The sequence below is a fragment of the Pseudonocardia wallangbongensis genome (assembly GCF_054486945.1).
This window is the reverse complement of the sequence record NZ_JBRERS010000004.1, coordinates 23,236-43,903: the sequence shown is the minus strand read 5'-3', so window position 1 is coordinate 43,903 and position 20,668 is coordinate 23,236. Positions and strand designations below refer to the sequence as shown.

The window sequence follows — 20,668 nt, the reverse complement described above, 5'->3', positions numbered from 1 at the left end:
TCGAGCGTCACCCGGTCGAGCACCGTGTGCTTCTGCATGGTCGAGAGGTTCCCCGCGACCCCGGCCTAGAGCAAGCCGTGATCCATCCGGGGTTCCGCGAGGGTCCGCAGCTGCCCGGAGGCACGAGCAGGTGGGCCGTCCCGACACCCGGCGCCGAGACCGAGTCCTGCGGCGGCGTTGCCGACGCGCTGTCGCCACCGAGCGCCAGCAACGCGACGACCGCGGCCACGATCGCGACCGCCCGGGTCAGGATCCGAGTCCACGGCGGGCCGCGGGCCCAGTGGTGACCCGCTGCCGCCGCCAAGACCGGGCTCACCGCCGCCACGGCGGCCGCGATCACGAGCACGACCGTCGGAGCGCCGAGCAGCGCCGCGAGCACAGCGGCCGCGGTGCCCACGGCCGTCCCGCGCAGGAACGCACCGATCGGCCGCAACCGCGAGCTCTCCCCGGCCGCCGGCGCGAGACTGATCCAGCGGTTGACGACGGTGGCATCGGGGGCCTTCCCCGTCGCCTTGTGCGGGACGATCCAGTTCAGGATCCACAACGCGCCGAGGGTCACCGCCGCCGATACCGCCGCGACCGTGACGGGCGCACTCAACTCCAGGACTCCCAGCGGGACGAAGAAGCCGAGGCCGGCCATGAGCAGGCCGGGGACCACGCCCCACCAGAACCGCCCGAGCACCGCCGAGCGGATCGCCGCCCGCTCCGCCGGCGGGCTGTGGGTCAACCGTGCCCGCCAGGCCATGAGCTTCGACACCCCGCGCGGACCGGCAACCACGACGCCCACGACCGCACCCGCGACCACGAGCAGCGGCCACTGCTGCGGCCACAACGCCACCAGCCCCCAGTACAGCAAGCTGATGTTCCCGACCCGGCCCATCACCGCGTGGTACTTGCCGCCGAACGTCGTCGGCCGCAGCGCCTCCACGACTCCCAGCACGCTCATGTTGGCGAACGCCACCGTCAGCACCACCGTGGCCGCCAGCAGCACCGGATCGAACGGAGCGGCCACCCACCCGACACTGATCGCCAGCAGCACGTTCCCGACGTTCGACGTGATCGGCATCGCCACCCAGGTCAGCAACCACGCCGTGATCCCGCTGGCCGACTCCCCTCGGCCGTGCGCCACGTTCGACTCCGTCTTCAACGCCCCGAGGAAGAACATCACGACGGTCGCCGCGTAGAGACCCGAGATCCACGCGCTCAGGCCGGCTCCCGTGACCGTCGCCGACACCATCGCCACCACGTTCACCACGAACGTCCCCAGCAGCGCCAGCGCCTTCAGCTGGCTCATCAGCCCGGCGCGGACCGATACCGAGTTCAAGCCACCGCGCAACGCATAGGCCCCGTTGCTCGCGTGATTCGGGAGCAGCCCCAGGAACAGCGTCGCCAGAACCACCACGACCAGCGCCCGTGCCGCAGCCTGCACCCACTCCGCCCGCACCAGCCGGTTCCGGATCCCGGTGCCGACCGCCGCGACCCGACCCCGTGGCCGGGTTTCGTCCGGCAGCTCACGCAACGCCTCCCGCAACCGCTTCTTGGTGCTCCGGCCCCATTCCAGGCCGTGCGCCGCGGCGAAGGCACCGATCGCCTGCGCCGGTCCGGCCACGCCCTTCCACCGGCCGACGGCCAGCAGCCGGCGAAGCTCCTCCGCGGTCAGCTCCCCGCGCTCGGCGAGCGCCCGGAGGTCCGCCACGACCTGTGCGGGGACGCCGCTGCCGATCACTCGCCGCAACTGGTGCCGCAGCTGGGGATCGGCGATTCCCCGGAGACCGATCCAACGCTGCGCCCAGCGCGACGCCACCTCGTGCCCGAACGCCCCGGCCGCCCGGGCGAGATGTCCGGCCGTCCTACCGCCGGTCGCCCGTCGCGCGGCCCGCACCAGCCACGCCGGTGGACCGTGCGCCCGCACCAGCTGCACGGCCTTCACCCCGACCAACGCGATCGCGGCCAGCGCACCGAACGCGGCCCCGTCCAGGAACCGGCCGAGGTCGGCCCACCAGCCGGCCGACGTCGCGGCGCCGTTGCTCGCCCCTCCTGCCCCGGCCAGGGGCGTGGCACCCGCAGGCATGGACAGCAGCACGACGACCCCGACGAGCGCGGCGGCCAGGACCAGCACGCGCACCGTCCACCGGACCCACGGCTCGGCCCACAGCTCCCGCAACGTCGTCCCGGCGGGGACGCCGGACGCGCCCGGGGCCCGCTCGAGCATCCGATCCCGCCAGCCGGCGGCGTCGAACCGCGCCTGCAGCTCGTCCACGCGGGCCTTCAACGCCCGGACCCGATCCCGGTCGCCCCCCGCCCGAGCATCCGCGAGCTGCGCGTGCGCCTTGCGCAGCTTTCCGCGCAGCCGCTCGAGCTTCGCCTGCTGACGCTCCATCGCCCGGCGCAGGTACCTGCCCTGCCGCAGGGGCGGCGCCACCAGATCCGCAAGGGCGTGTTCCACCAGCTCGAGCTGGGCCTCCAGCCGCGCCTTGCGGACGTCCAGCAGCTTGCGGCCCCACGTCCTCGCGGCCAGCCGGTCGTCGACCCCCTTCAGCCGGGCCCTCAGCAGGTCCCGCTTGGCCTCGTGCAGCGCCTTGAGCCGCTGCTCGTACTCACCGGCCAGCCGATCCATGGTCGTGCGGATCTCCGCGGCACGCCGCTCGTTCTCGACCAGAGCGGCCTGCCACTGCTTCTTCGCCTTCTCGCTGTGTGGCTTGGCCAGCTGCTTGCGCTGCCATGCCTGCTCGGTCAGGTTGCGCACCAGCATCCGCTGCGCGTGGTTGGCCAGGTGGAGGAACGCCCGCTCGACCCACCAATCCGACAAGCGCGCCAGCCGCCGGCCCAGCCGGACCGGCACCGTGTGCTCCAGGCCCCGCGCGGCCAGGAAGATCAGCTTCCCGAAGGTCCGGCTCGCCCCGGTCCAGATGTCGAGCGCGCGCCGCCGCGCCTGCCGCTCCCGCGAGAGCTGCTTGAACAGCACCCGCTGGTCCAGGATCAGCTGATCGTTGAACCCGACCAGCAACCCGAGGAAGTGGAACGTGTAGAACGCCGGCCTCCTCGACGACAGGCCCTTGTCGTACGAGGCCGCCCAGTTGCGCAGCCGCTGCCACAGCCGGGTCCAGCCCTTCACCTTCGGCTCGCGCACACCCGGCACCGGCATGAAGTCCGCCGGCGTCTGCCAGAACGTGTAGAAGGCCGGCCCCACCCGCAGCCACCCGAGGCCGAACAGGTTGATGCTGATCCGCAGCCACAGGCGCGTATCCGGAATGGCTGTGAACGGCCACTTCATCCGAACCGGTGAGGACTCCGTCGTCAGCCAGGCCACCTGGTCCGGCTCCTCCCGCAGCCCCCTCGACATCGACGTCGACAAGAACCCGGCCACCACCCCGCCGAGCCCCACCAGCTCCACCGTGACCAGCCCGCCGGCCACCACCCACGACCACAGCGTCGTCTGGAGGAACGTGAACGACAGCGCGGCCAGCATCCAGGCCCGCTCCCAGCGGATCGACTTCACATAGCCCCGGATCCCCGGCTTCGAACCGGGAGTCCGCGCCGTCTTCATGTGCGGGAACATCCCCCACAACGGCAGCCACAGCGCGCCCCACGCCGGTCCGAGGCCCAGCGCCCAGGTCACGCCGGCGACGAACATCGCCGGCAGGATCGGCATGTAGAGCCGGCCCTCGGTCACGAACAGCGGAGGCACGCCGACGTTCCGCACCCGGTGGGCGCTCAGGCCGTTCGCGGCGGCCACGTCCCGAGCGGCCCCCACGACCTGCGCGAGCTTCCGGTTCGCCTCGTCCCGGGTCCCGATCAGCGTCGTCAGCTCGTCGCCGGTCACGCCCGCCGCCTCGGCCCCGGCCAGCTCTTCCGATGCCTCGACCACGTCGGCGATCGCGTCCCGGGACGCCCTCTCCGCCTGGCGCACCTCGGCGGCGAGCCACCACCCCCGCAGGCGCAGCGGAACCGCCAACCGCCAGCCGCGCTCGACCGCGCCCCAGGCCAGCACGACTCCGCGCAGCCATGTGCGGACGGCAGCGGCTTGCTCACCGCTCGACAGCCCGGCGACGCCGACTCCAGCCACGCCGAGCGGGTTGCGCCACAGTGCATCCACGGCCTGCGGCGGCGCCCGGGCCAGCATCAACCCGAACACCCCACCCGGCCGGAACCGCTCCACGCCGAACAGGTCGACCTCCCTGGTCAGCAGCCCGAGGCGCTCGAACTCCGCCAACCAGGCCTCGATCTTCTTCGCGGCCCCAGGCTCATGCAGGCCGCGCCTGACCATCTGCTGGATCAACGGAGCAACCCACTCCGGAGCATCGATCGGCTGCCCGTCCGCCAGCCGATGCCCCAGCTCCCCGATCTGAGCCACCAGATCGGCCGCCGCGGCCCCACGTGGGTGGCTCAGCCGTGGCGCGCCGGCCCGCAGCAGGGCACCCAGTAGGCGCCAGACCTCCCACGCGGCCGCCTCGCCCTCACCCAACTCGGCATCGGGGAGCTGCGCCCACCCCTCGGCGGCCGCCTGCATCGCCTCCTGTCGCCCACCTGCCCGACCACGCACCGGAGCCGCCGGCCCCGCGCCGGTCGTGCCGAGCACCTCGTCCAGCCGGGCGCGCTTCGCCCTGGCCTCTCCCAACAGCCACGCCCGCTCCTGGGGCGTGGCAGACCCGAGCGCCGCACTGATCTCCGCGAGCCGATCCAGCAACGCCCTCGCCCCGGCGATCCGCGACCTGCCCCAGTTCCGCGTCGCGCCGTAGAAGCGCATCTTCCGGTCCAGGTACTCGGCGAACGCGACCGCCCGATCCAGCCGGCCGTGCCGCACATGCCGATGCCCGTCGAACACCGCGTCGTCGTGGCGGGCGCCCGGGTGGTCGAAGTGCACGTTCTCGTGCCGGAACACGTCGAACACCCAGCCGTCCAGCATCCGCTGCAGCTCGCCGGCCCGGCCACCGTACGTGTGCTTGGCGCGGGCCGTCGCGATGACCTGCTGCACGTGCTGGATCTGCGCGAACAGCTCCGCGTCCACCGCGACCAGCCGCTCACCGCTGCCCACCCAGGCGAACGCGACCAGGTCGTCGACACCGAGCAAGCGCTGTGCCCACGCCGACATGCCCCGCAATGGGAGCAGCCGCAGCACACCCACGACCGTGCCGTGCGCATCGCGCACCGCGACGGTGACGACCACGGTGCTGCCGCGCCGGTGCTGCTTCGCCACCCAGCTCGCCAGCTTGGCCGACATCTTGCCCGTGAGGTCACCACCACCGCGCCGCGACGGCCCACCCGGCGACCGGTCTCGCCGCAGGATCTGCCGCGGGGGACCGCGGATGGTCCCCGCGCCCCACTTCAGCAGCACTCGCGTGGCGGTCGCGGCGACGAGGGCGCCGCCCGCCAGGTACAGGACGGACACCGGCTGCCCGAGCAAACCGAGCACGCCCCCGGTGAGGGCCGTCGTCAGGATGCTCGCGCCGAGGCCCAGGAGCGCGCGGCCGCGGCCTTCAGTCCGTCCCTGCGAGGGCGTGGTCCGGGCCGGCGGTGTCCCGTGGAGACCGTGGACGTGCTCGTCCAGGGCCAGCAGGGCGAACAGCCGGGATTCGCGGTTCACCTCGGGCGCGTCGACGGGACCGATTCCCACGTGCGCGACGAGCACGCCCGGGTAGTGGGGTGTCGGGTGCGGCGCGGCGGGTGCGGCGCCGCGCAGGATGGCGAGCCGGTCCAGGCCGGCTGCCGCGCGCAGCTCGTCGAGGACCTCGGCGGTGATCGGCCCCTCTGGCAACGGCCGGCCCGTGGCCAGCGCGAGCGCATCGGCCAGGTCGCGCAGGCTCCAGTCCTGGGTGGTGGCCAGCTCGGTACCGCGCCCGGTCTCCCTGCGGACCGGCCGGGCCTTCTTCACCGTCGCCTGCTTGCGGGCCGCCTGCTCGGTGCGCACGTCCCGTCCGGGCCCGGCGAGCTTGCTGATCACCGAGCCCGTCAGTGCGCCGTTCGCGGCGACGGCGAGGAGGGGCTCGATGTGCCGGGGGTAGATCCCCAGCTCGGCCGCGATCCGCTCCGTCGACTGCCCGTTCGCGTAGTGGACGAGGACGAACAGCTCCGCGAGGTTCAGCCGGTCCAGCCGCAGGGGCTGTGCCGGGTCGGCGGAATCCTTGCCGACGCCCACGCCCAGCATGTGCCGGGCCACCACGATCATGGCGGCGAGCTGGGACCCGTCCATGCCGAGCCCGGCCGCCAGCTCCGTGCCGTGCGCGAACGCGTCCGCGGCCTGCTGGGCGTGCTCCCGGATCTTCGCCACGTCGGCGGGGGTCATGGGGCGGGCGCGCACGACCCAGTTCCGGGTCGGGATCAGGTCCGCCAGTCGGGCCACGGCCTCCGCGAACGCCTGCTCCTCGGCGGCGTCCGCGAGCTCCTGCGTTGCCGGGTCCTGCTCGACCTGGAAGCGCCGCGCATCCGCGCGGGCCTGCAGGTACTGCTCCGCGGTCAGCCCCGGCACCATCTCCGTGTTGCGCAGGGCGTCGAGGTGGTGCACGTCGATGTTGCCCGGGTTGGCGGGCAGCGCGGGGACCCCGGCGGGCAGCTCGTCGCCCAGCACCATGCCCAGGTGGTCGGAGCCGAGAGCGGCCTTCTGCGACTTCGTGGCGGCCAGCCGCGCGCTCGCCGCCACCTCGGCGTCGTGCTGGGCGAGCTCGAACACCGCCTCGGCCTCGGGCCCGTCGAACTTGCCGGTGATCGCGGTGGGACCCTCGTCGACGACGAACTCGTACCGCGAGTTCTCCCGGACCAGCCGGTCCTCCATGGAGCGGTGGATCCGCGTCGTGCCGTGCTGGCGTTCACCGTCCGGGCCGATACGGCCGGAACGGCCGCGCAGCTGCTCCTGGATCCGGACGCTCCGCGGCGTGCCGAGGCCGATCACGTGGAGCCCGCCGCCCTCGACGTCGAGGTCCTTCAGCTCCGCCTTGACGTGCGCCTCGGCCCACTCGACGGCCTCGTTCCGCGCCGTGCGGTACCCGTCCATCCAGGGCTCCAGCCCGGGGTGGTTGCGCAGCATGTAGTCGCCGACGTGGCCCGCGATCGAGCCGCCGAGCTCGATGTCCCGCGCGCGGCCCGCGATGTCGGTCGCCACCGTGACCGCGCCCCGCCGGCCGGCGTGGGTGGTCAGCCCGGCGGCCTGCGACTGGTGGATGGACTTGGCCGTGACCATCCGCGGGTTGATGCCGTGCTCCCAGAGCAGCCGCTCCATGATCAGCGCATCGGCGATGCTCTCGACCCGCAGCAGCACCGGGAAGCCCTGCGCGTAGGCGTCGAGCACGTCGTTCAACGCGGCCTCGCGGGCCTCCGCCGCGGTCCCGTGGTTGGCCGGATCGAAATCGACGCGCTTCAACGGGGTGTGCGGGTCGATCTCCAGGACGTCCTTGCCGTACTCGTCCTGGAACCGCTTGGCACCGGCCTTGCCACCGGTCGTTCCGGTCGTGCCGGCCCATTCGCCCTCGGCCAGCAGCTCGGCGACGGTGAGGGAGTCGATGGTCCGGGTCGGGGCGCCGACCCCGGTGTCCCCGAACTCCTTCAGCTCGACCGCCTCGTGCAGCCCACGGCTCCACCGACGCCCGGGCAGCGCCCGGTTGTCGCTGGCGATCAGGACGATCTCGCCGTTCTCGACCATGTAGTCGACGTTGATCTCGAGGCCGTCCTCGGCCTTGAGCGCGTTCTCCACCCGCTGCTGCAGCGTGGCCCGCGCCTGGGCCCCGAACTTCCGCCCGGTGGCTGCCGCCAGCGCGTCGATCTGCTCGCCGACCAGCTTGCGGCCCGCCGCGGTGAGCTCGTACGTGCGCGGGTTGTAGTGCCCGTTCGGGTTCTGCTCCGTCGCAGGCGACAGCCGTTTCGCCTCGGCGATCTCCTTGGCCCAGTTCAGGGCGGCCAGATCCGGCTTCCCGCCCTTGATCCGCTCGCTGAGGACGAACGGCGCGATGTCGTCGAGCAGCAGCTGGTCGACCTCGTCGAGCAACCTCCACGCCGGGGCGGCCCGGCCGCCGTTGCCCGTCCCGTTGCGGGAGCGCAGGGCACCGAACGCCTCTTCGCCGAGCGCGAGCACCTTGATGGCGGCCTCGTCGGCTGCCGTCCTGCCCGGGCTCTCCCGCGCCGCCGTCTGCAGCTCGACCGTCAGCCCGAGCCGCTCCGCGATCTGGGTGATCTGCGGCTTCGCTTCCCCGGCGTAGGCCTCGCTCGGGGTCACCCATTGCACCTGCCCGCCCTTGGGGCGTTCGATCAGCGCCCGAGCAACGATGGCGATCGCACCGGTGAGCGTCTTGCCCTCACCGGTGAGCATCTGCACCACACGCCCGTCGCGGACGAGGGCGATGGCCCCCAGGACCTGTTCCTCGAACGGCGCCTTGTCCGGGTTGACCCGGCGTTGCACCTCACAGGCGATGGCGACGCACTCGACGATGCCGTCCGCGTATGAACGTTTCCCGTTCTCGACGTCCTGGGCAACCTCCTCCGCGCGGGCGATCAGGTCGTCGTAGCTCTTGCCGTCGAAGCCCTCCCGGTACTTCGCGACCTTCGTCCGGTCGGCCTTGTTCTGCTTGCGGGTCGCGCGCCACTCCTTGAACGAGTCGAACACGTCGCGCACCGCGAGCCACTCGCCCACGTTCGGCGGGCCCGGCCGGGTGGAGCCCGGCTGGTGTCCCTGCTCCTCGAACGTTTCGCGCGTGCCCTGGTGCTCAGCCGTCTTCGACTGTGTGGAGCCGTGCGACTCGCCGGACCGCTCGGGCGCCGTGGCCCCTCGCGATCCCTTCGGCCCGGACGTGGTCCGGGCACCGCCGGCGGGGTTGGTCTCCGCTGGCGTCGTCACACCCTTGGCGTCAACGCCTTGCTCGCCAGGAGCGTGGTTCGTGGTGTTCGCATCGTGAGCTGTTCCTGGTCGTGCCTCCTCGGGCGTGGTCGAACGGGTGCTGTCCTTACGTCCGGTCGCACCCGGGCCGGGCCGCTGACCCGCCTCGGGTGTGCCCTGCCGAGCAGGGCCCTGGTCCGTCCGGCCGGCGAGTTCACCGGTAGGAGCGGACGTCTCGACACCCTGCTGCGGGGGTGCGGGACCGCCGTTGTCCGCGTCCGGATCACGTGGCCTCTGGTGTCCTTCGCGGGGCGCAGCAGGCGCCGAGTCGTCGAGGTGCGAGCGTGGCCCACTGGTGGAGCTCGACTCCGCGATGTGCGGGTCGGCCCCGCCGCCGGAGGTCCGTGCCCCGCCGCCGCCGGCCCGCTCGCCGGGCGGGTTGACCGGCGGAAGCTTCCCGGGCCCGGGCCCTGGCGTGTCCGGGCCCGTCGGGTTCCCACCCGAGGTGGCGCCCGGCTCGGACCCGGGCCCCGGCGAGCGGGGGCCCGGGGCCTCGCCCGGAGCAACGCCCTGCTCGCCCTGCCTCGTCCAGGTCTCCCCGTCCCGCACGTACACGGTCTCCCGACCGGTCACGTCGTCGATCAGCGTCACCCGGTCGAGCAGCTTGTGGTTCTTGATGGCGGGGAGGTTCTGCGCGATGTCGTCGTAGAGGTTGCCGGTCGACCTGTTGTCCTTGATCGGAGTCTTGCCGTCGGGGCGGAAGAGCGTCAGCGTGCCGTCCGGCTGGATCTCCCGGATCAGACCACCACGCATCGACCGGCGGCCGACGTCCAGCGACATGTGGATGATGACCTGCCGGTTGCCCGCGATCGGGGTCGGCGTGCCCTGCCGGTCGGCCGCCTTGTCCACGGCGTGCCGAACGCCGTTCGTCACATCGCTGGGCTGGGAGACGGGCTTGTCGACCGAGGTCACCTCGACCGAGGCGACGACCTGCCCGTCGGGCGTCTCGACCGTGAGGTCGAACTCCTTCATCGGCTGGTTCGTCCCGGGCCGCATCGGCGCGTTGTTCTCCAGGCCGACCCGCACCACCATGCCGGGGTTCTCGCGCGCCAACTGCCGAGCGACGCCCAGCTCGGCGGCCGCCTCGGCCAGCTGTGCGGGCGCCTTGCCCGCGTTGTACTCCAGCCAGTCCTTCATCCCGACGATCCGGCCGGCCTCCTGGGCCCGCAGGGTCGCCTCGACCTCGGCGAAGATCGCCGGATCCCGCAGCTGCTCGATCTTGTTCTCGGCGAGCTTGCCGTCGCGGGTCGCCTCCGGCCAGCCGGCCCGGTCGAAGAGCTCGTCGACCTGCTGCCGCGTGGCGCGGTTGGCAGCGGCGACATCGTCGGCCAGCGGGCTCAGATCGGGGAGCTCGTGCAGGTCGCCGTGCGCACGACCGTTCCGGTTCAGCTCGTCGAGCTCGTGGCGTACCAGGTCGGCCAGCGCGGCGCGGCTCAGGCGGCCGTCACGCAGCGCGGCCAGGATCTGGCCGTCGATGAAGATCTTGCCGTTGTGGCTGAAGAGGACCAGGTCGTCGATGTTCGCGGCGACGGTGCGGTTGAGACCGTCGATCGCGCACACGCCGCGGCAGCCGGCGGCGGTGATCTCGCTCAGCGGCACCCCGGACAGTTCCGACAGCTGCTCGGGGGTCAGCTGCTCGACCACGACGCCGCGCGCGACGGCGTCCTCGAGGACCATCCGCTCGGCCGGTGTGAGGTCCTTGCCCGACAGGCGGGCGGGACCGCCGTTGGTGCCCTTGATGCGCGCGAGCTGGTCGTCCAGCACGGCGGCAACGGCCCGGTTGATGCGGTTCTGGCGGATGGAGTCGGCCCTCTTCTGGCCGAGAACGCGGCTGAGCCCGGTGCGCGGGGGGACGGACGCGTCACGCCCGGCGGCGACCACGTCCCCGAGCGCGGCGACGCGGCCGAAGGGCAGGCCGAGCTTCTGGTAGCCGCGCGCGATAGTGATCAGGCCCCGGACGTCGGTCCTTTCGAAGCCGAGACGGCCGGATTCCTTGTCGCGGAGGAGCTTGACGCCGACCCGGCCGAAGACGCCGCCGCGCCCGATGATGCTGCCGGCAGAGGCACCGGTCTTCAGCACGCCCCCGACCTGGCCGAGCATGCCTCCGCGGGTCGCCAACCGTTCCCCGAGCGGTGCGAGCCCACGCCGCGCGATCACCCCGGTGAGCGCCCGCGCGCCCATGAGCTCCAGCGTCACGGGGGCCATGGCCACCTTGCCGCCCATCAGCGACGCGTCCCAGAACGTCTGGCCGACGGCGCTCGCGCGCGGTGCCCAGCCCCTGAGCCTCGACGCCCCGCCGGCCAGCCCCTCGCCCAGCCGGCTCGTCACCGCGAATCTGCCGGCGAGCGAACCGGCGCCGCTCGCGAGTGCGCCGCCGGTCTTCGCGCCCAGCGAGATCGCTTTGATGACCGCCCCGGCCCCGAAGGCGACCAGCGCCACGGTGCCGATGTCTTCCAGCGCGGTGGAGATCGGAGCGAAGTAGTAGTCGTCGCCCAGCCGCCCGGGGTCGGGGCCGTTCTTGATCCACCGGTCGTAGAAGTTGACCGCACCCGTGGCGACCCCACCGGTGAACGGGTAGCGCCGGGCGTAGTACTCCAGGTCCGACTCGTTCTCCCCCTGCTCGGGTGACGAGAAGCCGACGTTCCCCCCCGTCACCAGGCCGAGCAGACCCTCGTCCTTGCCGAGGAGCCGGAGCTTGCCGTAGTTGAACAGCTCGGTGCCGATGGACGTGAGGAGACCGGGGATCGCGTTCGAGAGGACGTCGTCGCCGTCGCGGACAAGGTTCTTCAGGAACCCGCCGACGCTCTTCTCGGTCTCCTGGTGGAGGACGAAGGCCTTGCCGTCGAGCGCCTCGGACCAACCCTCCCCGCAACTGTTCTTGTGTCCGTTCTTCCCGTTCGAGCACTCCTTGTGCTCCTCGCCACCGGGCGCCTTGGTGTCCACGAACAGGCTGGTGTGGTCGTCGAAGACCCGGCCCCCGGACTCGGCGTACTGGGGGACGGCGATCCCGTAGCAGATCCCGCTGCCCTTCGAGTGGCAGTCCGCCAGGGTGTCTCGGTTGGAGTCGACGTGGGTGCGGAACTCGCCCTTGCAGGTCCCGTTGGTGTCGCTGCAGAACCCGGACGCGACCGCAAGGCCCTGCTTCTCGTCGTCCCCGCCCGCGGCGAAGGCGCTCACCCCGATGAAGCAGGTGCCGGAGGTGTCCTTCCCGCAGGTCTTCGTCGAGTCGGCGTTGTTCTTCCCCGACTCGTAGTTGGCCGTGGCACTCCCGGAGTACGTGCAGCTCGTGCTGCCCTCGCACATGGCGAGCACGTCGGCCGTGTGGTCCTTGGCGTTCACCTTGGCGGTCGCGGCTATCGAGCACCCGCCGGAGCCGTTGCCGGTGTGGGACTCGTTGCAGCCGGCCTGGGCCTGGGCGCTCAGCCTGCCTTCATCACCGCTGGCCTCCCGCTGGCCGTCCGCCGAGAAGTCGTAGCTGCAGTTCTTCTCGGCGTTGCCGTCGGTGTCGCACCCGGCGCCGGCGGTGAGGTACTCAGGAGTCGTCCGGTCCTCAACGGTGGCGGTGAAGCAGCCCGGAGGCTCGTAGCACGAATCCGGGATGGGCCGGATGTACTCCGCGTGGTACTTGGCCATCGACACCGACGAGCAGCGGCCGCCGTCCTCCGTGCAGTCGGAGTGGCCCGTCCCGTGCAGCTTCCCGTCCGGCGACTCCGCCCACGCGTAGGTGTGGGTCTCGGACTTGTCGCAGGCGGTGCCGCCCTCATCGCCCGTCCCGCAGTCGGTGAACGCCGTCACCTTGCCGGTCTCGGGGTTGTAGGCGACCGATCCGGCGACACTGCAGGCCCCCCAGGTGCCGGAACAGTGGGTGTCGGCGGTGCCCGTGTGCTTCTCGTGCTCGTTGTGCTGGTCGATGGTGCCGGTGAACTTCGCGTCCTGCTTGCAGTGGTCGCCCTTCGGGTAGCAGCTCGTCTGCACCTCGATGTAGGCCGGGTCGTAGGCCCGGATCTTCTCCCCGTTCTCGTCGGTCGACTCGACCGGGATCTTCTTGCCGTTCTCGTCCAGGACGAATTTGCCGTCCTTGTCCCGCTTCCACTCGGTTTCGTAGACCGGGATCTTGTTGCCGTTCTCGTCGAGGACGAGGTTGCCGTCCTTGTCCCGCTTCCACGACTCCGCCGCGTCGTGGTACAGGAACACCGCGCCCACCGAGCACGTGCCCGATGTCTTGTCGCAGTGCGTGTAGCCCTCGCCCTTCATGGTGCCCTCGGTGGGGCCGCCCGGCGTGGCCTTGCCCTTCTCGACGAGCTCACCGTTGATGTGCGCCTCGGACTTGGTGCACGCGCTGCCGCCGCCACCCTGGCAGTCGGCGTAGGCGACGATCTCGCCGCCCTTCAGGGCCTCGCCGTTCTCGCCCTTCTTCTTCTCGGTGTAGCCGCCGGCCACCACGGTGGAGCACCAGCCGGTGGTGCCCGAGCACTCCGCCGCCGCGTCCGCGGTGAGCTTCCCGTCCAGGGCGGAGATGTCCGCGTAGGCCTTCGACCACTGCGAGCACGACCCGCCGCCCTGCGTGTCACACCCGGTGCCGACCACCAGCGTCGGCGGGATCGGGTTGCCGTCCTTGTCCTTGGACTCCTTGTAGTACTTCGCCACGCCGATGACCCCGCACGAGCCCACGCCGCCCTTGCAGTCCACCTCGCCCTTGCCGTGCAGCTCCCCGTCCGGCGACGACGCGTCGATGTCCAGGTCCGCCCACCGGCTGCAGGTACCACCCTGGGTCCCGCAGTAGGACGACAGCTCCAGCTCACCGGTCTTCTTGCTGTACGTGGCCTTCGAGCCGGTGGCGCAGTACCCGCCGTCCGGGCCGCCGCCGGAGCAGTTGCCGCCCGAGTCGCCCTTGATGCCCTCGCCCTTGGCCGAGGACGCCGAGGTCGTCGCGAAGTAGCTGTCGCACGACCCGGTGCCCGAGCACCCCGCCTGCGCGAGGGCGCTGTGGGAGTCGACCTTCACCGAGGCGTAGGAGCCGCAGGACCCGCCCGTGCCGCCGCCCGAGCACTTCGACCACGCCTCGCCGTGCTGCCCGCCCACCGTCTTCGACGCGTCGGCACGGCTGGAGTAGCTGGTCGAGCAGTTCGACACGCCGCTGCATCCGGCTTCCGCGTTGCCGTAGCCCTTGCCCGCCGAGGCGTGCGCGAAGACCAGCAGCCCGCCGCCGCCCTGGCCGGTGCCGCCGCCCGAGCCGGACGCGTAGGCGTTCGCCGAGCTGCTGTGCGTGCCGTCGTCGTAGGCCGCCGAGCTCGAGGCGGTGCCCGAGTAGGAGTAGCGGCAGTTCGCCACGGTGCCGGCGCAGAAGGCCGAAGCCTGGGCGGTACCCGCGTCGGCCACCGCCGAGGCGCTGGTGGCGACCCAGCCGCCGCCGAAGGTCCCCGACTCCGAGCCGGATGCGCTCGCGCGGGAGCTGGCCCCGCCGCCGCTGTCGGCGGCGCTGCTGCGGGAGGAGAAGCCGTAGGAGCAGCGGGATCCCGTGCTGCCCTGGCAGGTGGCCGAGGCCTGCGAGCCGTACTGGTTGGCGCCGACCCGGCTGGTGCCCTCGCAGCCACCGAGGTGCCCGGCGGTGCAGGCGGTGCGGGACGCGGCCTTGTTGGTCCCGCCCGGTGCGGCCGACTGCGCGGTGCCCTCGGTGCGGGTACGGCATCCGGTGCCGATGCAGTCGGCGGTGGAGCCGGCGGAGTCCTCGGCGGCGAACCCGCCGGTGCCGGTCTGGCAGATGCCGGTCGACTGGCAGGCCGAGCTCGACGAGGCGTGCACCTCGTCCCCGCCGACCGCCGTGGAACGGCTCGACCCGCGGGTCGCGCAACCCGCCTCGGTGCCGTTGTCACAGACCGCCTGGACGGCCGCGGAGGTGGCGGCGAGCCGGTCGCTCTCCTCGGCACCCGGTGCGGTGGCCATCGAGGAGACGGTCGCGGTGATGTTCGCGTGGCACGTGGTGGTGCCGTCGCAGCGGGTCGAGCCCGTGGCGGTGCTGTGGGAGCGCTGCCCGGCCGGGCCGGCGACGGCCTCCCCGTTGCCCGACACGGTGCCGGTGCAGCCGATCTCCGGGCAGAGGATCTCCGAGTCGGCCTGCCCGCTGCCGGAGGAGACCGGGACGGGCTTCCCACCCGGTTCGCCGCTGTCCCGGGAACGCTCGGTGACCGCGGTGGCCTGGCTCACCGCCACGCATCCGCTCGCGGCGGCGGTGCAGTGGGCCGCCGTGTCGCTACGGCCCGGCGTGCCGCTCGTCCCGCCCGTGGTCGCGGCGGTGCATCCCGGCCCGGCGCACTGCGCGGTTGCACTCGACTGCGCCAGCGTCGCCGGGGCGTCGGTGACCGGCTTCGCGGCCAGCTTCGCCGCCTCGGTGGCGGCCGTGCCCGCCTTCTTCGCCGCGGCTGCGGCGGCGGTGGCGGCCTTGCGTTGTGCTGCGGTCGCACCCGGCCGGGCGGCGACGTCTGCGGCCTGCGCGGCGAGCTGCGCGGCCTCGGCGGCCTGCTGCTTCGCCTGCTCGGCGTCGTTGTTGCGTTGTTCCGCGACGATGTCGGCCACGACCTGGCCGGAACCCGCGGAGGACTCGGTCTGGACCTGGCAGCCGGACTGAGTACTCGTGCAGCTGCCGCTGGAGGTGGAGGTTCCCGTGGCTGGAGGACCACGCGCCGTGCCGGCACCGTTCATCGCCTTCGGCCCGTCGCTGCCCGTCGCCGACGACCGCGCGGTGCCCGAACACGGACCGGAACCGCCGGGGCAGTCCAGGGTGGCCGAGGCCATCGTCCAGCTTGAGGCGCCCGGCACCGTCGGGCCACCGGTGCTCGCGGACGAACCCGGCGCGGTCGGTGCCGGCGGGACCGCCGGCTGGTCCTGGCCGCCGGCCGGCGTCTCCTGATCCTGCGCCGGCGCGTCACCGGTGGTCTCGGAGGAGACCGTGGCGTTCTCGGTGGAGCGCGCCTGCACCAGCGGGACCATGCTGTTCGCGTTCGGGCCGGTCGCGGCCCCGGAGTTCGTCACCGCCTGGCACACGCCGCCCGAGACGCCCTCGCACGAGCCCTCGCTGCGGGAGCCGCGCGGGTCCGGCGACACCGACGGGTCGGTGGCGGTCGCCGAGCTGGTCACCTTCCCGGTGCAGACGGCCTGGCCCTCACAGGTCAGCGCCGCGCCCGCGACCGAGGCCGCCGACGGGCCGGCCGGCATCCGGGCCGTGTTGACCTGCTGGGCCGTGCCCTGCGCCTGCGGGCCGGAGAAGGCGAGCTCCGCACCCGGGCCGGTGGAGGCGCCCGACGCCGACCGCACCTGGCAACCGCCCGTGCCACCGGTGCAACCGGCCGTGCCCTCCGAGGTGCGCGGCTTCCCGCCGGCGACGCCGCCGTCCCAGGCGGCCGTGCTGGTGCGCACCGAGCCCGAGCAGGGGACGCCGGGCGTACAGGCCAGGCCGGCGTTCGACGACGAGGTCGACGAGGGGCCGCTCAGCGACTGGCCCGGCAGCGGCTCACCGGTGTCGGGGTCGACCGCCACGTAGTCCGCGGCGCTGGACGCCGCCGAGCTGGTCTCACCCGAGCATCCACCGCCGGTGACGGTGCAGTCCGCGCTCGCGCTCGTGCCCCGGGCGTGCGGCGTCACCGCCGTGTCCCGGGCGCTCGTCGACGAGCGCGCCGTGCCGCCGCACTCGGTCGCGGCACCGGAGCACGCCACCGACGCCGCCGCGTTCGACACGCTCACCGGCCCGGACACCGGGGCCACCCCGGCGGCCGTCGCGACGTCCGTGGCGTCGGCCGGGTCGCGGTCGGCGACCGTCGTGTCCGCGGACGTCGTGCAGCCGCCGCCGACACCGTGGGCCGTGCAGGACGAGGAACCGGTGCTGTCGCGGACCCCCTTGACGTCACCGGAAGCGCCGCCCGAGGTCGTGCTCGAACCCGCCCCGGTGCACGTGGCGGTGAGGCAGGACAGCTCCGAGCCGGCCGTGCTCGAGGCCGCCAGCTCGCGGACGGCGAGCGTCGTGCCGCGCGCGGCGGCGCTGAGCCGGTCCGACCACGAGGGCTCGGTGGCGTCGTCGGCAGCGCTGTCGCTCAACTGCGAGCTCGACTCGGCCGCGCACCCGCCGCCGGTCGCGTTGCAGTTCGAGGAGGCCTTGGTCGTGCGCACCGGCGCGGCCGCGCCCTTCCCGGCGGGCGCGCCCACGGCCGTACCGGAGGTGGCGCTGCGCGCCGCGCCGCTGCACGGGCCGTCGCCGCAGTCCACGTTCGCGCCGGCCGAGCTGACCACCGTGGCGTCACCGTCGGTCAGGGACGCCAACGAGTCCTGCCCATCGACCGGGTTGTCCACGGCGGTGTTGCTGTAGGCCTGACACCCACTGCCCGTCGCCTCGCAGGACGAGCTCCCGGTGCTCGTGCGCTCCGCGCCGGCCCGGACCCCGCTCGCGGTACCCACAGTGCTCGTCGAGCCCTTGCCCACGCACCCGGCGCCACAGTCGACCTCGACCACCGCGTCACTGCTGCCCGCGGTACCACGCGAGTCACCGTCGTCCCCGCTGTCACCCTCGGCGTTCGAGGTGCTGCGCGTCGAGCACCCGCCGGCACCGGAGACGGTGCAAACCGCCTTCCCGTTCGTCGCCGACCTGGCTGCGGCCGTGGCCGCAGCCTTCTCGGCCCCGGTCTCGTGGCCGGCATCGGTGCTGCTGCTGTCGCACGAGCCGCCCGCGGTGTCGCAGTCGGACTCGGCGCCCGACCGGTCCGCGACGGTGTCCACGGCGCAGTCGCCGGTGCACGCCGCCGATGCGGCCGTCCTGCGATCCGAATCTCCCGGGTCCGGTGGTGTCGCCACGTCCGGGTCGGGTCCGGTGCTGTCGCTGCGACAGGACCCTCCCCCGCTGTCGCAGTACGCCGACGCCCCGCCCGGTATCGCAAGGCTGTGTTGACCGCAGTTCCGCGCGTCCCCCGAGCAGCGCGCCGACGCCTTGCTGATCTTGCCGTCCGCACCGCGACTGGACGCACTACTCCCACAACCGGAGTCGTCACACGAGGCCTCGGCGCGGGAGTCACCCGATCTCGAGGACGCCCCGCAACCCGACGACACCCCGGACACGCACAGGTCTCGATCGGAGTCCTTCTTCGCGTCACCGGACTCGCTCGACGAGCCGCACTCGACGAAGGCCCCGTCCGACCCGCAACCGGCGACCGCGCCCGCACCGTCCGGGCCGTCGTCCGGCACCACCCGGGCATCCCGGTCGGTGGCGTCCATCAGGTCTTCGGTGTCGTCGTAGACCTTGTCGCGCTGCTTCTCGAACTTCGCGACGTTGCGGTCGTGCGCCTTCTTCGTCACCTTGCCGGCGGCGACGTTCTTCTCCTCGGCCGCCAGCTTCTTCTCCGCCTCGTCCAGGCCCCGCTGGCCGTCGACGACGTCGTCGATCAGCTCTGCCCGCTCGTCCGAGAGCTCCGCGCGATCCGCCTCGTACTTGCTGGCCAGCTTGTCGTGCTCGGCCTTGTCCTTCTTGTACTGGGCCGCGGTGACCTTGCCGGCGGCGACCTTCTTCTTCTCGCCGGCCAGGTGGGCCTTGCTCTTGTCGACGTCGATCCGGCCCTGCAGCACCCGTTCGGACTGCTCCGCCGAATCGTCGTCGGAGTCGTCGTCCCGATCGCTGTCGTCGCCCTTGTCGCTGTCGTCCTCGTCGCGGGCGCTCAACAGCTGCAGCTGGTCCACGTCGGACTTGCGGGCCCGCTCACCCTTCGGTGGGCCGCGCGACGACAGCAGTGACGCCTCCCGCTTGCGCAGCTCGGACGCACTACACCCCTTGCCGCCCCTGCACACCTTCTCATCGGCCTTGCGATCGCCGTCGGCGCCGGCGGCGTCGAGCAGCTCGGCCAACGCCGCCTTCTCGGAGGCCTCACCGGACTTGCCGGCCTTCTCCCCGCGCTCCTCGCCGTCCGCGTCGCGCAGCCGCTTGCGCGCCGAGTCGATCACACGGGCAACGTCGTCCTTGGACACACCGGCCCGGTCCGCGGCGTGCTCCACCGCCTCGCGCACGAGTCCACGCACCGAGTCGGCGAGCTTCTCACCGTCCCGACGCTCGGAGGCGCCCTTCTTGCCGTTCTTCTCGCGGACCTTCTTGCGGTCGTCCCGGGCGCGCTGTGACCGCTCGCCCTTCTCATCGCGGTCGGCCAGCTGCGCGGCCACCCGCTTCACGACATCCCGGACGGAGTCCTTGCCGCCCTCGCTGTCGCCGTCCTTGCCGTCCTTGCCGTCGGAGTCGCCCAGCCGGCGCAGCGCGGCCACGACCTCGCTGCCTCTCGACTCGCGCGCCTCGTCCTCAGCGCGCTGCTTCTCGGCCTTCTTCTCCGCCTTCTTCTGGGACTGCTTCTTCTTGGCGCCGTCGCCCTCGGTGGAGCCGTCGCCGTCGTCGCCGTCGAGTTGCGCACCCACCTCCCGTAGGAGGTGACGCACGTCGTCATCGGAGCGGGGCGGAGCACGACCCTGTTCGTCGCGCTTCTTCTTCTCGTGCGTCTTCTTGCCGCCGTGGTCCTCGTCGCCCTCGAGCACCCGGGCCGAGGCGCGCTTGCCGGACCGATCGTCACCGGCTTCGTCGGATGCGTCCGAGTCCTCGTGGTCGCTCGCGCGCTCGCTCAGCTTCGCCGTCACGAGGCGGGTGACCTCGCTGCGCCGGTCGGCCCGCTCCCCGTCGGCCTCGTCGCGCCCGTCGCCCTTGCCGGTCTTCTCGCCCTTGCTGGTCTCACCGGCTTTGTCGCTCTTGCCGGCCTCGTCGATGTCGTCAGCGTCGGGGTCGTCATCCCGAGCGGCCTCGGCGGACTTCTCGGAGTCCCCCCGATGCTCGGTTCCCGAGTCCTGCAGCTTCTCCCGGACGACCTTGCGGACGCGGTCTGCGACGTCCGAACCGTCGTCCTCGTGCGCGGCCTGGCGCGCCCCTGCGTCGTCGCGGTCGGCGTCGTCGCGGTCGCTCTTCTCGCGGTCGTCCTTGTCGCGGTCGTCCTTGTCGCGGTCGGCCTTCTCGCGGCGGTCAGCGTCGTCGCGGTCGTCCTTCTCGCGGTCGCTCTTCTCGCGGCGGTCAGCGTCGTCGCGGTCGTCCTTCTCGCGGTGGTCGGCGTCCTCGTCGTCGTCGGCCTGCTCGTGCTTCGCCCGCTTGGCGTGACGAGCCTGGTCCTCGTCCTGGTCGTCCTGCGACTCGCGCGCCTCGGACTTCTTTTCCTTCTTCTTGCCGTCCTGCTTCTTCTCGGACTTCTCCTTCTCGTCGTTCTTGTCGTCCGCCTTCTTGTCCTCCTTCTTCTCGGACTTGTCCTTCTTCTTTCCTTCCTTCTTGTCCTTCTTCTTTTCTTTCTTCTCCTTCTTGTCGGAGCCGCCCGAGTCGCCGTCGGAACCGCCGCCGTCACCAGCGCTCATGAGCCTGGTGGTACCTCCCTTCTGCAGGCCCTGAGCAGCTGCCATCGGGACGACCACCGCCGCAGCGGCGGGCGCGGCGGCGAGGAACGCCGCACCGACCCAGAGCACCACGACGGCGCCGGCAAGACCGAGCAGCCACCGCGCCCCCACCCAGAGCCCATCCGTGGCCGAAAGACGCAACCGGACGGCACCAGCGCCCGCAGCGAGGCCTGGGGCCCCACTGTCGTGCGCAGACTGCCGACACATGCCGATCGACTCCTGAGATCGCAGAGAGGAACAACGGGGAGGTACATCGAGAGGTCCGAGGCCCCCGAGATGGGCGCCACGTGAACGACCGCTGACGAGGAAGAACATGGAGGATGCGCACGTCGCGCCTGAGGCAGCGACCCACAGCCGGGCGAC

The 20,668-nt window shown here is 72.5% G+C and carries 1 protein-coding gene; it reads right to left on the bottom strand.

What is annotated here, in order from left to right; translation table 11 throughout:
* Positions 1 to 7: 7 nt before the first annotated feature.
* Positions 8 to 20,416, bottom strand: a complete 20,409-nt coding sequence (locus tag ACU436_RS15385) for a preprotein translocase subunit SecA (protein ID WP_459025780.1) — start codon at positions 20,414 to 20,416, stop codon at positions 8 to 10.
* Between the last annotated feature and the right edge of the window lie 252 nt (positions 20,417 to 20,668).